Here is a 13,304-nt window from a genome sequence, read left to right as displayed (position 1 = left end):
TATTTTCATTTTTTTAGTTTTTTTAGTAATGTAATTAAATCCTCAGTGCAAGTAAAAAAAGGATCGTAATTTTTATTTATAGTATGTAAATTATAAGTATAATTGTTTAAATCAATATAATCGTTATACTTAAAATATTTTTGAATTAAATGTTCTGGAATAAAAATTTCATAACCCCCATATCTAAGTAGGATTGAATCAATTTTAAGCTGGTTTTGATCTTTGTTGGAACCTACGTCAATTCTTAAGTTGGTTGGGTATTCTTTATTTGGTATTTGAAATTCTATATTTTGAAATTCTTCTTGACCTATAACTATTTTTATTAATGATTGAGTTTCAGAAAAATTTTTTGAAATATCATTGGTATAAAACAATTGGAAGTTGTCATTTTTTTTCACTTTAGCATTAATTATTACTTGAAAATAATTTTTAGGATCTTCTTTAGTTATTATTTCTCTTAATAAGGCTTCTGTTAAAATCCTCTGATGATTTTGCCCAGCCAATTTAATGCGTTCTAAAAGTTCTTCATCAAAAAAAGTATCTTGTGGAATGTAATCATCTAGACCTTTTATAGTGGGTAAAACCAAAGGTTCGTCATCTTTAAACAAATCTTCAACGCTTAGTGGACGTTCATCTTCGCGCCAATCAAAACCTTTAAGGCGTTTTTCTTTTTCTGGGTATTTGGATTCTGGGTATAAATTGCCATCAACTTGGTTGTATCGGGTGTATTCTTCAATATCGCCATCGGCAAAAACAATGGATATACTTCCAGATTTGGCTTTGTCTATGCCTATAAGTTCTTGTTTGTCGTTTCTGGTATAAAAAACAGATTCGGCATTTTTTACAATATCTACTTTGCGTAATTGGTTTTCGTCGTTAAATAGCCCCGTTAATTTTATGCCGAAAATTTGATTAAATCCCGTTTTACTTATAGTGTCCTTACTAATTATAAACGCATTGTTGAACACAAGCAGCGAGTCTAATTTTTCGGTTTTTGGATTTGAAATTAAATGAATGGTATCACCTGTCATTTGGTTTTCAACATTCCAAAGAATGGGACGTCGTTTGGTTGAAAACACATCGGTTGACGATAAACGACTTAAATTTATGAGCTGTGTGAGACCTGTTTTTTGGTTTGAATGTATGGAATCTGCTTTTCCACTTAAATCGGATTTATAAATTTTGGCATTGTAATACGCTCTAACAATACGGTTTTCTGGCTTGCCGGTTACCATTATTTTGTCGGCATGCATGTAGATGGAATCGTTTTCTTGCTTGGTTGCAACTAAGGCACGTTTTGTAATGAACAACGAATCTTGGGCTTTGAAGACCTCAGCGTAATGCCCTTTTGCAATACTATGGTTTATAGTATCGGTTATTTTTATATTATTGGTTGCCGATGCAAATTTTATGGTATCGTCAAAATACAAACTATCACCTTCTATAATACGGTCGTTGTAATGAATTTTAGAATTTTTTACGGCATAGCCATTTTTGTTTTTGGTGTCGTAAAATCCTTTTTCGGTATAAGTATTACTTTTGGCTGTAACTATGGTTGAAGGCCCAAATATATAAGCATGACCTGTATCAGAATAAAAATCGAAATAATTAGAATTGATGGTGGCATCTTTATTAACCAATACCACATCATCTACAAATTGGTATTTTTTTTGTTGCATGTAATTCCGACCAATTTTACTGGTAATAGTTCCCGATGTGTCTATTACTACAGTACCACCATTCTTATAAAAGGCTTGTTGTTTTACACGGTCGTAATACAATGTGTCGGATGTAATGGTTGAATTTGGATCTTTAAAAACCACATCACCGCTGGCAAAAGCTAATTGAGTGATCCCACTGTATTCAACATATTTTGAAGTCATGTGAATGGTGTCAGCTTGAATTAGTTTCACATTTCCGTAGGCTTCAATAAAATTTTCACCGCTGTAATAAATGGCTTTATCGCTCCACATATTTATGCTTCCCTGCATAATATGCACTTGTTGCGATTCGTCTCGGGTTAAAACTTTCGCACCGGGGTAGTTTTCTTCATCAATAGTTAACCTGCCAGCATATTCAATTTCAATTTTCTTCTTTTCTTGGGAATGAATAATCTCTGTTGAAAATAAGCAAAGAAGCAGTATGATATATAAAGTTTGTTTATTCAAGTTCTAAAAGTTTGTCACAAAAATAACGATAATTATAACTTATAATTGTTTTGGTACAAAAAACGCTCCAAATTATTTTTTGGAGCGTTTAAGCTGTATAATTTTGTGTAGAAATTATTTTAATTGCTTTATGGTTAAATATAATTGTTCTATCACGGCACTCATTTTATTAATATTTAAGGTTTCTATGGTGTCGTTTTTAGTATGATAGTTTTTATTTCTGTAAAAAGCTGTATTTGTTATCATAACGGCAGGGTAATTAAAAAACCAATAGTTTAAATGATCAGAAAAATCTACACCAGTTACCAAACTGGAGCCTTCAAAAGATATAGTCTTTATAGTGTTTTGTTTTTTCATTAGTAATTCAATTTGCTTGCCGAATTCTCCACTTTTTTCACTTTGAACAACCGTGATAAAATCAGCAATGTCACCATACTTTAAGTGCATTTCTGGTAAAGGGTATCTTTGAGAGTCTTTTTGATTACTATAGAAGCCTATCATTTCTAGACAAATCATCCCCCTAACAGAAATGTTATTTTTGTGTAAATAACTAGCATGAACGTAGCTACCCATTTGTTTGGTTCTAAAAAAAGGAGGCTCTTCTAGAGTATATGCAACAAAATCTATCCTATAATTTAATTTTTCTTTTGAAAGCAGGCGAGCTAGTTCAAGTAGTCCAACTATGCCACTAGCATTATCATCTGCCCCTTGTTGATTACCACATACATCATAATGAGCCCCAATAATAATACGTTCTTTGTGTTCTACACCAATAGAACCAATAACATTTTTATATGTTTTTCCATTTACCAAATAGGGTTGAAAAGTTACAGAATCACAGGCCTTTGTTAGTTCTGATTTAATATAATCTGCTACGGCATTGAGTGTCTTTATATTTTGATAGTTCCTACTCTCTTGTGTTTGAGTGATTTTTACTAAATCTTCTTTAATCCTATTTTGATTTATGAATTTAAGCGAATCTATGGGTTTCGTTTGTGAATTAGCATAGATTGATACTATTAAAAACAAGGTGTGAAATAGGTTTTTCATGGGCATAATAAAGGTTATAATTATACAATTATTGAAAAGAAGTCATTTTATACTTGTTATTTAGCCTAATCAGACACTCTTTTTGTTTTTTGAACTGAAATGATTTTTTTTGCGTTATAAATCCCTTGATTGAAAATACCATCAGGGTCTGAAATATTGTTATGTGCTTCATCCAAGTTGTGGACTTGTTCCAACGATACGAAGTAAATTAAAACAACCTCGTGATGCCATTTCAATTCCAAAACCACTACGATTTTCTCTAGAGTTTTCAACAGCTTGCTCAATATAGATAGTTAATTTAGCGAGGTTAGTTTTTGTCAAAACATTTTGGAGCGTTTTTGAAATAAATAATTTGTTGACGGAGTTTTTCTCTATTCAAATTCATTGGGGTTTTTCTCGTATTTTTTAATTTCTCTTTTTGTGAATTCTTTAAATAGGATGGTTTTATTGAAATCTACAATGTAATTAGTACCGTTTTTTAATTGCATAACGCCATCTGTAGTATTGAAATAAGGTGTTAGATATTCAACATAACTCATTTGTTCTTTTAGTGTTTCTTTTTGTTTTGAGTTAATGTTTTTGTCAATTAGATAGTAAACGTCAAAGTATAACCTATAAGTATCTTTGTTAAGTATATCTAAAATCCCTAGTTGGTGCTGTGGATATACTGTTTGGCCTAATTTAACTAAAAAGGTGTTCTTTTTAAAACCTTTATATGAAGCAAAAGTGCCATCTTCATGTTCTATTAGAATACTGTTCATTTTGCTTTTATAATCATATGGCACTAAAGTGTCAGTTTGATATTCATTGATAATATCAACAACCACCCCTTTTCTCATGTTGTATACAGTATCTGTATAAGATCGATTAATAACATAAGACTTCCATTTAGAAGGGGCTTTACTTCCAAAATAAGTTTCTCCTAAAAAAGTAGTTTCAAGTACGGTTACTGCTTTTTCTTTTTTAAAGGGCAAGCTATAAGTAAATAAACTGTCTACTTTTGGGTTAGGAGTTCCTCGTATATAGGAAAATTTATAAGAAAAAATTATGGGTTGTTGATTGTTTATAGGTTTTAATTTAAAAAGGCTTCCAGAATTATTTTTTAAAACACCTTTATAACTAAAGCGATTACAATTTTGTAGATTGCTAAACTTTAAATTTAAATAAAAACTACCGGGGAGTTTTTTGTCATAATAGAAATCTATAGTGTTATCTGGGTTTCTTTTAAAATTAATTGTAATATTTTCGTTTTGTGATAAAAGAATATAATTAATTCCTAAGGCGATAAAAATAGTCATGCATAAGGTTTTCTTCATTTGGGTACTTTTAAGTTATGTTTTTTTGTTATCCAAAATTACTTTATAGGATGTATAGATTGATGTTAAAACGTATATTAGAAGAGAAATACTTACAGGTAAACTGTTTCTAAGATTTATATAATCTATTTTGTAAAAAAGCCATAAATAAGTTAGAAGAAATCCAATAACTATAAAATAGTTTTTTTTAAAATAAAACAAGTAGATCCCAGCAAAACAAGATATTAAAAAAATATAATCTAAAAGTGTTAACGAGTTTATTTTGAAAAAATAAAATAAATTTACAATGATAACAAAACCATTTAACATCTCTAATTTCCCATAAGGAATAATCATAACTATAAATACAATTAATGATATATTTTTTAATTTTTTTATTGAAGCCATTTTATAAGTTAGTTTTAAATATGTAATTAATTACAATTATTGCTTGGTGAATTACCTCCATTTGTGTTTCGAGTTACACCTGATGGAGGTGAGCTTAAATTTCTTATATATTCGCCCAATCTACCAGGAGTAGAGCCATAAAAATATATAGGGTTTGCATTACATTCGGGTATTGGCAAACCTGCTAAATTACCTAAATCAATTCCCATGTCGGTACAGTTTTGTTGTTCTAAACTATAATCTGAAATTGAATAGCTAATAGCACGATTAATTATTTTCTGTAGGTTACTTGGAGAGACATTGTTAATAGTTAAACTGACATCATATTCTGTATTACTGTTATCACCCATAACGCCGTCAACAGGAGTAATTAGACTAGGAATGCCATAAACTGGGTAGAAACCAAAAGAAGCAATATTATTGCCTTGTTGAATTGAGACAAAAGTATGTCCTACACCATCTGGACCTAAGAGATTGGTGGAATTATTATCTGGCTCATTAACATAAATTGTTAACGTTGCACTCTGTGTAGGATCTAAACATTTTAAATAATCTGCCATATTGGTAATTGGTTTATCAGGTCCTTCAACAATAACTTCTTCATCTAAAATCACCTCATGATCATGATTATTTGTTCCACCACCCGAACTGCCAAATTGAGGACTTGTATGGCTATGCAAACTTGTTGTATAACTACTTGTGCTACTAGGAACATAAACATACTCGTAAGTAGTGTAATTATGAACAGAGTGCGTATAATATAATGTAGTGCCTCCTTGATTATTGGCGTACCAATCGGTATAATGAATTGTAGTTACCAGAATATAGATGCCCCCAGTTCCATCAGGGTCAGCGTCCACATTAGAAAGATTTTTTATGTCGTACTTTGACTGCGCACTATTAATGTTTGGCTTGTTAGGGTCTAATTCATGTATTAATTCGCCATCTTCATATGCTTTTAATTTTACTGTCTCTCCTTTTAAGTTATAATGATACAATGTGCCAGAGAATGTACTAGGATAAAAATAGGATGTATTATTTAAAGACCTGTCATTGTTGGCCAAAAATTTAATCAGTTCAAAAGACCAATTCTCTAAGCTGTCTTTAACAGCTAGTATTTTATATTTAACTTTGAATAATTGATTGTCGTTTTCTAAAGTTCTTTTTACTTTAAAAGACGTGTTATATTCATAAATAGTAATACTGTCCTCAGGGTTTGTATTGAAATCATTCCAATCTACAATTAAATTTTCTTTTATATAAGGGTCGTTAAAGTTTTCTAAAGTGAATCCACCTTGAATTTGTTGGATATCATTTAATGATGTTTGACGGACTTCTTCTTTATTGCAATTAATTAAAGAAATTGAAATAATAAGTAAAAGCACAAGTTTTAATAATTGTTGTTTCATGATTTTTTTGGTATGGTTATTTATTTATGAAACAATATTAATGTAGTTTTAATCGTATGAAGTCCTGATTTCTTGTAAAGTTAAAGATTTCGGATATCTTTTTTGTATTCAAGAGGTGTTTTGCCTGTAAACTTTTTAAATGCTGTATAAAAACTGGATTTAGAGTTAAAACCAGCTTCTAAACCAATAGATATAATTGTGTAATTATCGTATTGGTTATCTACCAACATCTCTTTAGCATCATTAACACGCAATGAATTTATATAGTCATTAAAATTTAAATTCGAATTTTTGTTTATAAGTTGTGATATGTAGCCTTCACTTAAATTAAGTTCTTGAGAAAGTGTTTGTAATGATAACGCAGGATTTAAATGCAATTTTGAATCGTTAATTAAGGTGTCAATTTTATTATATGTTGTTTTGTTCGTTTTAACTTTTAGTATGTTTTCTTTTTTAGCTCTTATTTCTTTTCTATCAATAAAAATTTGTTTTTGGATAATAGCAGTATAACCTATCCAGTAAATTATAAGAGTTATACTTATCCATAGTGGATAGAAAATATAAAAACCTCTACTTGTTGTGGTTTCTAAAAAGCTAATAGAAACAAACCAAATTAAAATAATAACCAACCCTAAATACAAAAGATTTTTTAACCATTTGGTTTTAATTTTTATATTAGAAAGTACAGGTTTGGAATGTGACTTTTCATATTTGTTTAAAACTTTAAAAATTAGCAAAACAATGATAGTTGATAGAAGAATTGAAGCATATTCAATAATTAAATTTATAGTTTTTGCAAGTTTTATATCTATTTGTAGTACGTCTTTAATACCCAAGTAAAGCATGCATAAAATAAAAGGGCTATACAAGAGTATTTTTTCATTTAGCCTAACTGGGTTATCGAGATAGCTTTTAACAAAAAAGTAGAAGAAAGGAAGTATTAAAAATTCAAAAGGGATAAAAAGCAGATGGTGTCTATCGTAAACAGACCTGTTTATTAACCCTGTATCCATAACCCAGTATTGTAAATTACTAAAGGCAAGTGCTAAAATTGTAAGCACTAAAAAGTAATTTGCTTTAGAGTGTAATTTTTTATTAAAAGCTATTACTAGACTAAAAATAAACCCATGGATAATACCTACAAGTATTACAATATTAAAAATGTTTAAATTTAAGTAATTCATAAAACAAATATAAAGAAAAAGACTACTTAAAACAGTAGTCTTTTGTTATATTTGAAGTAAATTAAAACTTAATTAGTTTTTCCTAAAAATAGTCTGTTTCCTATCAGGACCAACAGAAACTATGGTAATAGGAATTTCAAGTTCTTTTTCTAAAAACTCAATATATTCGTTTAATGCTTTTGGAATTTGTGTAGCATCAGACATTTCAGTTAAGTCTTCTGCCCAACCATCAACCTCTGTATAAATAGGTTCTACATTTTCTGGTTCAATGTTGTAAGGGAAATGTGAGATAACCTCACCTTTATATTTGTAAGCGGTACAAACTTTTAAGGTTTTAAACCCAGAAAGCACATCACCTTTCATCATCATTAATTGGGTCACACCATTAACTTGACAAGCGTATTTTAAGGCTACTAAATCTAACCAGCCACAACGTCTTGGGCGGCCTGTGGTTGCTCCAAATTCGTTACCGACACGACTCATGGTTGCACCATCTTCATCAAATAATTCGGTAGGGAATGGTCCAGAACCAACACGTGTGGTATACGCTTTAAAAATGCCAAAAACCTCACCAATTTGGTTTGGTGCCACGCCTAAACCAGTACAAGCACCAGCGGCAGTGGTGTTGCTGGATGTTACAAATGGATAGGTTCCAAAATCGATATCCAATAACGAGCCTTGGGCACCTTCAGCTAAAATAGTTTTTCCAGATTTTTGTGCTTGGTAAATGTATTCTTCTGAATCTATAAACTTTAATGATTTTAAAACTTCAATAGCTTTAAAGAATTCTGTTTCAAGCTCCGCTAAATTATATTCAATATCTACGTTGTAAAAAGCAATCATAGATTCGTGCTTATCGGCCAATGCTCTATAACGCTCTTTCCAGTCGCTTAATTCCAAATCGCCCACACGAAGCCCGTTTCTGCCGGTTTTATCCATGTATGTGGGGCCAATCCCTTTTAAAGTTGAGCCGATTTTAGCTTTTCCTTTAGAGGCTTCACTGGCAGCATCCAATAAGCGATGTGTTGGTAAAATAATGTGTGCTTTTCTAGAAATAACTAAAGACTTTCTGTAATCTACATTTTGAGCTTCAAGTTTGGCTAATTCCCCTTTAAAAATCACAGGATCTATTACGACACCGTTACCTACTAAATTGGTAGTGCCATCGTGAAAAATTCCAGATGGAATGGTATGTAAAACGTGTTTTTGTCCATTAAAAACCAGTGTATGTCCTGCATTTGGACCGCCTTGAAAACGTGCAATAATATTGTAGTTAGAGGTAAGTACGTCAACGATTTTTCCTTTGCCTTCGTCTCCCCATTGTAGTCCTAGTAGTAAATCTACTGCCATTGTAAAAATTAGTTATTTAGTTGATTTTCTATTCCCGTAGAAATAAAGTGAATGATTATTAATTTCAATATCGAAAACTTCTTCGATGGTTTTTTTGATGGATTGTATTCGTGGGTCGCAAAACTCTATAACTTCACCAGTATCGGTTAGTATCACATGGTCATGTTGTCTATCAAAATAAGATTTTTCGTAATGTGCTTGATTTTGACCAAATTGGTGCTTTCTAACCAGTTTACATTCAAGAAGCAATTCTATGGTATTGTATAGTGTTGCGCGAGATACACGATACTTTTTGTTTTTCATGCTAAGATATAGTGATTCTATATCGAAGTGTTCTTTGTTATTATAAACTTCTTGCAGTATAGCGTATCGTTCGGGCGTTTTTCGGTGTCCGTTGTTTTCTAAAAAGTTAGTAAAAACACTTTTTACTATCTCTTGATTTTTTGTTTCTACGTTTTCATCCATAATTTCGTCGCAAATTTACACATTTTTTACAGTCTAGTAACCTTATCTATACCATTAATTTTTTTAAGTTTATCTAAGAGCTTTTTTAAAAGGGTATTATTTTTTACTACTAGGTTAATTTTTCCTGAAAACACACCACCGTCACTTTCAAAACTAATACTTTTCATGTTTACATGCATGTTCTCTGAAATTATTTTAGTAATGTCGTTTACCAATCCTATATGGTCTATGCCCGTAATTACAATTTGAGCTAAAAATTCCTGTTGCGAGGAATCGATCCATTTTGCAAGCATAATTCTATAGGCATAATTAGATTGCAAACTTAATGCATTTGGGCAGTTTTTTTTATGAACTTTAATACCTTCTGAAACTGTTAAAAACCCAAAAACATCATCACCAGGAATTGGGTTACAGCAACTAGCTAGCTTATAGTCTAATTTTTCTTCTTCTTTTCCAAAGACTAAAGAATCGTAATTAGTGGTTACTTCATCTTTTTCAATCTCCTCTTTTTTTATGGGTGTTTTTTTAGAGATTTTACTTTTAATAAAACTCATTAAAGCATTACTTCTAGAAGACGCATAGTCTTTAAGCATGTTGTTGTCTATAGTGCCAATGCCTACTCTGTAAAACAAATCTAAACTCGTTTTAAGTTTAAAAAAGTTCACTAATTCGTTTATAGACGCTTCATTAAGGTTGATTTTTAACTGTTTTAATTTGCGTCTTAATACTTCTTTTCCTTCTTCGCCAATGCGTTTTTTGTCTTCTTTTAAGGCAGATTTGATTTTGCTTCTGGCTCTTGCTGTAGTGGCATAGTCTAGCCAGTTTGCATTTGGTTTAGCCATTTCCGATGTTAAAATGTCTACCTGGTCGCCACTTTGAAGGACATGATTTAATGGGACTAATTTACCATTTACTTTAGCGCCGCGGGTTTTCATACCCACTTCGGTATGTATGTTGAATGCAAAATCTAATGAGGTAGCACCTTTGGGTAACGATTTTAATTCGCCGGCCGGTGTGAAAACAAAGATTTCTTTTGAGTATAAATTAAGTTTGAATTGTTCAACAAAATCCACGGCATTGGTTTCAGGGTTTTCCAGTGCCTCTTGCAGTTTGTTTATCCAGTCTTCTAGATTATCTTCTTTTTCGTTTTCTTGTTTGTATTTATAGTGGGCCGCATATCCTTTCTCGGCAATTTCGTTCATGCGTTCGCTACGTATCTGTACTTCTACCCAACGCCCTTTAGGACCCATTACGGTAATGTGTAATGCTTCGTAACCTGTAGATTTTGGTGATGAAATCCAATCGCGAAGACGAATGGGGTTGGGTCTAAAATGATCGGTAACTATAGAATAAATTTTCCAAGCTAAAAATTTTTCAGATGAAGGATCGCTTTCATAGATTATTCTAATAGCAAACTTATCATAAACTTCATCGAAAGAAACACCTTGCTTGAGCATTTTTTTTCTGATGGAAAAAATTGATTTAGGGCGTCCTTTTATAGTATATGCTAAATTTTCTTTATCCAAAGAGTTTTTTATAACCTCACTAAATTGTGCTATATAAAGGTCTTGTTCTTCTTTGCTTTCTTTTATTTTGTGTAAAATGTCATTATAAACATCTGGTTCGGTATATTTTAAACTTAAGTCCTCCAGTTTGGTTTTAATATTGTAAAGTCCAATACGATGTGCTAAAGGCGCATAAATATATAGAGTTTCAGAGGCTATTTTTTCTTGTTTGTCTGAACGCATTGAGTCCATGGTCTGCATATTGTGCAAACGGTCTGCGATTTTTATAATGATAACACGAACATCGTCATTAAGTGTAAGCAGCATTTTTCGAAAATTTTCAGCTTGTAAAGACACGTTCATGTCTTTTTCTTTACTTAATGATGAAATTTTTGTAAGGCCATCAACAATGGTTGCTACAGTTTTTCCAAATAGTTTTTCAATATCGGCAATTTCATAATCAGGACTATCTTCAACCACATCATGTAGTAATGCAGCAGCAATGGAAGTAGCATCCAATCCAATTTCTTGCGCTACAATTTTGGCAACAGCAATGGGGTGAAATATATAAGCTTCACCAGACTTCCTGCGCTGATTTTTATGTCCGTCTAAGGCAACTTCAAAAGCTTTTCGAATTAATTTTTTATCATCGTTAGTAAGGGTGGTATAACTAACTTTTAATAACTCTTTGTAGGCTTTGGTAATGGTTGCATTTTCTTTTCCAATTTCTTCCTCTGTCATAATTTAAAAGTAACATAAAGAATATTAACAACCAATAGTATTGTTAAATTTTATAATGATTTTTTATAGGTTACGAATTTAAAAAAGCAACTAGTTGAGCTACTGCTTTACCGCGATGTCCAATACTGTTTTTTAGGCTTAAATCCATTTCGGCAAACGTATTTTGGTAGCCTTTGGGTTTAAAAATAGGATCGTAACCAAAACCTTGTTCACCCTGTCTTGTTTTTGTTATCTCTCCTTTACAAATACCTGTAAATATATATTGTTTGTTGTTTAGTTGTAAGGCGATGACTGTTTTGAATTGGGCGTTTCTATTGGGATTGTCTTTTAATGCATCCAATAATTTATCCATATTATCGTTGGCATTTCGTTGTTCACCAGCATAACGTGCCGAAAATACACCAGGCTCCCCATTTAAGGCGTCAACTTCTAATCCAGTATCGTCAGCAAAACAATCAAAACCGTAGTTTTCTTTGATATAACTTGCTTTTTGAATAGCGTTCCCTTCAATAGTGTTTTGGGTTTCTGGAATGTCTTCAAAAAAATCAATGTCTTTTAAACTAAGTAGTTTAATATGATTAGGTATTAAAACTTGTACTTCTTTGAGCTTATTTAAATTATTGGTAGCGAAAACGATTTTCATTATTTTTAAGTTTATGCCAAAATTAATAGGATTCATTTTAAAAATTTGTATTTTACCTGATAATAATCATTAAAAAAATAAGATGGTTATTTTAAGTTTATAAAATAATAAAACAAATAAATATGACCGTAAATTTTCAATACGTAGATGTCGATGTAAGCGAAACCCTTTCAGCTTTTACAGAAGAAAAACTAAAAAGCTTATTCAATAAATATGAGTTTTTAATAAGTGCCACCGTGTATTTTAAACAAGACGAAAATAAGCACGATACTGGCAAAATATGTAATATAGAACTAAGTTTGCCAGGACCTAGAATTTTTGCTACATCAACCGAACGAAATTTTGAAGTAGCTGTGAGAGAAACTATTAATGATTTAGAACGTCAATTAAAAAAGCGAAAAGAAGTTTTTAAAACATACTAAGTCAATTAACAATGTAAAGTGAAAAAATTATTCATCATTGATCACTAATCATTCATCATTAATTATCTATGGTGGTAGGGTTCATTTTTTAAAATGGTAAACCCTCTATAAAGCTGCTCGATAAAAAATAAGCGAATCATTTGATGGGAAAATGTCATTTTAGATAATGATAGTTTCCCATTTGCTTTGTTATAAACTTCCTGTGAAAACCCATAAGGGCCACCAATAACAAAAACCAATTGTTTTATACCAGAATTCATGTGTTTTTGTAAATATTCAGAAAAAGCAACCGAGTCTTGCTGTTTTCCATTTTCATCAAGTAAAATTAAGACGTCGGTAGCGTTTAGTTTGTTTAAAATAAGTTCGCCTTCTTTTTGTTTTTGCTGATCTTCGCTTAAATTTTTAACATTTTTTATATCGGGAATAATATCAATTGAAAACTTAATATAAAAACCTAATCGTTTGGTGTAATCATTCACTAACGATTTTAAATCGTTATTATCTGTTTTTCCTATAGCAATAAGTTTGATGGTCATAATGGCAAAATTAGCATTTAGTAATTATGAATAATGAATTTAAATATGAAAAATTTAGAAAATTCGTAATTGTAAAATTAAATAAAGTAAATCTATTTCTTATTTTTGTGGCAAATCAACCTTATATT

Annotated in this window: 12 protein-coding genes; 1 reads left to right on the top strand and 11 read right to left on the bottom strand. The window is 31.0% G+C overall.

What is annotated here, in order from left to right; translation table 11 throughout:
• Nucleotides 1–5: 5 nt before the first annotated feature.
• From ACGLWY_RS08320 to ACGLWY_RS08275, 10 genes are all read right to left on the bottom strand, one after another.
• Complete coding sequence (locus tag ACGLWY_RS08320; RefSeq protein ID WP_396619211.1) at nucleotides 6–2,168, bottom strand: OstA-like protein; 2,163 nt, start codon at nucleotides 2,166–2,168, stop codon at nucleotides 6–8.
• A 114-nt stretch (nucleotides 2,169–2,282) separates the two neighbouring features.
• A complete protein-coding gene (locus ACGLWY_RS08315) occupies nucleotides 2,283–3,218 on the bottom strand; it encodes a M28 family peptidase (protein ID WP_396619210.1) in 936 nt (311 codons plus the stop codon).
• A 65-nt stretch (nucleotides 3,219–3,283) separates the two neighbouring features.
• On the bottom strand, nucleotides 3,284–3,502 hold the full coding sequence (locus ACGLWY_RS08310) for a hypothetical protein (RefSeq protein WP_396619209.1): 219 nt from the start codon (nucleotides 3,500–3,502) through the stop codon (nucleotides 3,284–3,286).
• A gap of 87 nt (nucleotides 3,503–3,589) precedes the next feature.
• Nucleotides 3,590–4,534, bottom strand: coding sequence for a hypothetical protein (locus ACGLWY_RS08305; protein WP_396619208.1), 945 nt, complete (start codon nucleotides 4,532–4,534; stop codon nucleotides 3,590–3,592).
• Between the two features lie 413 nt (nucleotides 4,535–4,947).
• Nucleotides 4,948–6,330 (bottom strand): hypothetical protein, encoded by a 1,383-nt coding sequence (locus tag ACGLWY_RS08300; RefSeq protein WP_396619207.1) that lies wholly within the window; start codon nucleotides 6,328–6,330, stop codon nucleotides 4,948–4,950.
• 80 nt (nucleotides 6,331–6,410) lie between these two features.
• Nucleotides 6,411–7,514, bottom strand: coding sequence for a helix-turn-helix domain-containing protein (locus tag ACGLWY_RS08295; protein WP_396619206.1), 1,104 nt, complete (start codon nucleotides 7,512–7,514; stop codon nucleotides 6,411–6,413).
• Between the two features lie 72 nt (nucleotides 7,515–7,586).
• Nucleotides 7,587–8,864 carry an adenylosuccinate synthase gene (locus tag ACGLWY_RS08290; protein WP_396619205.1) on the bottom strand — a complete coding sequence of 426 codons (1,278 nt, stop codon included), beginning with the start codon at nucleotides 8,862–8,864 and terminating at the stop codon, nucleotides 7,587–7,589.
• Between the two features lie 12 nt (nucleotides 8,865–8,876).
• The gene (locus tag ACGLWY_RS08285) at nucleotides 8,877–9,329 is read right to left on the bottom strand and encodes a Fur family transcriptional regulator (protein ID WP_396619204.1); all 453 of its coding nucleotides are present in this window, start codon (nucleotides 9,327–9,329) and stop codon (nucleotides 8,877–8,879) included.
• Nucleotides 9,330–9,355: 26 nt separating this feature from the next.
• Nucleotides 9,356–11,575 carry a RelA/SpoT family protein gene (locus ACGLWY_RS08280; protein WP_396619203.1) on the bottom strand — a complete coding sequence of 740 codons (2,220 nt, stop codon included), beginning with the start codon at nucleotides 11,573–11,575 and terminating at the stop codon, nucleotides 9,356–9,358.
• Nucleotides 11,576–11,645: 70 nt separating this feature from the next.
• A complete protein-coding gene (locus tag ACGLWY_RS08275; protein WP_396619202.1) occupies nucleotides 11,646–12,218 on the bottom strand; it encodes a non-canonical purine NTP diphosphatase in 573 nt (190 codons plus the stop codon).
• A gap of 122 nt (nucleotides 12,219–12,340) precedes the next feature.
• On the opposite strand from ACGLWY_RS08275, the gene hpf reads away from it, so the two are divergent.
• Nucleotides 12,341–12,640 carry a ribosome hibernation-promoting factor, HPF/YfiA family gene (hpf, locus tag ACGLWY_RS08270; RefSeq protein WP_396619201.1) on the top strand — a complete coding sequence of 100 codons (300 nt, stop codon included), beginning with the start codon at nucleotides 12,341–12,343 and terminating at the stop codon, nucleotides 12,638–12,640.
• A 62-nt stretch (nucleotides 12,641–12,702) separates the two neighbouring features.
• On the opposite strand, the gene rlmH is transcribed toward hpf, so the two are convergent.
• Nucleotides 12,703–13,176 carry a 23S rRNA (pseudouridine(1915)-N(3))-methyltransferase RlmH gene (gene rlmH / locus ACGLWY_RS08265; RefSeq protein ID WP_396619200.1) on the bottom strand — a complete coding sequence of 158 codons (474 nt, stop codon included), beginning with the start codon at nucleotides 13,174–13,176 and terminating at the stop codon, nucleotides 12,703–12,705.
• Nucleotides 13,177–13,304: the final 128 nt, after the last annotated feature.

The organism is Mariniflexile sp. HMF6888 (genome assembly GCF_044335535.1).
GTDB lineage: Bacteria > Bacteroidota > Bacteroidia > Flavobacteriales > Flavobacteriaceae > Mariniflexile.
This window is presented reverse-complemented; position numbering and strand designations above follow the sequence as displayed.

Coding starts and splice junctions, on each gene's coding strand:
- ACGLWY_RS08315 (WP_396619210.1), bottom strand. CDS start 3,218: ATGAAAAACCTATTTCACACCTTGTTTTTAATAGTATCAATCTATGCT.
- ACGLWY_RS08280 (WP_396619203.1), bottom strand. CDS start 11,575: ATGACAGAGGAAGAAATTGGAAAAGAAAATGCAACCATTACCAAAGCC.
- ACGLWY_RS08295 (WP_396619206.1), bottom strand. CDS start 7,514: ATGAATTACTTAAATTTAAACATTTTTAATATTGTAATACTTGTAGGT.
- ACGLWY_RS08285 (WP_396619204.1), bottom strand. CDS start 9,329: ATGGATGAAAACGTAGAAACAAAAAATCAAGAGATAGTAAAAAGTGTT.
- ACGLWY_RS08290 (WP_396619205.1), bottom strand. CDS start 8,864: ATGGCAGTAGATTTACTACTAGGACTACAATGGGGAGACGAAGGCAAA.
- ACGLWY_RS08275 (WP_396619202.1), bottom strand. CDS start 12,218: ATGAAAATCGTTTTCGCTACCAATAATTTAAATAAGCTCAAAGAAGTA.
- ACGLWY_RS08305 (WP_396619208.1), bottom strand. CDS start 4,534: ATGAAGAAAACCTTATGCATGACTATTTTTATCGCCTTAGGAATTAAT.
- hpf (WP_396619201.1), top strand. CDS start 12,341: ATGACCGTAAATTTTCAATACGTAGATGTCGATGTAAGCGAAACCCTT.
- rlmH (WP_396619200.1), bottom strand. CDS start 13,176: ATGACCATCAAACTTATTGCTATAGGAAAAACAGATAATAACGATTTA.
- ACGLWY_RS08300 (WP_396619207.1), bottom strand. CDS start 6,330: ATGAAACAACAATTATTAAAACTTGTGCTTTTACTTATTATTTCAATT.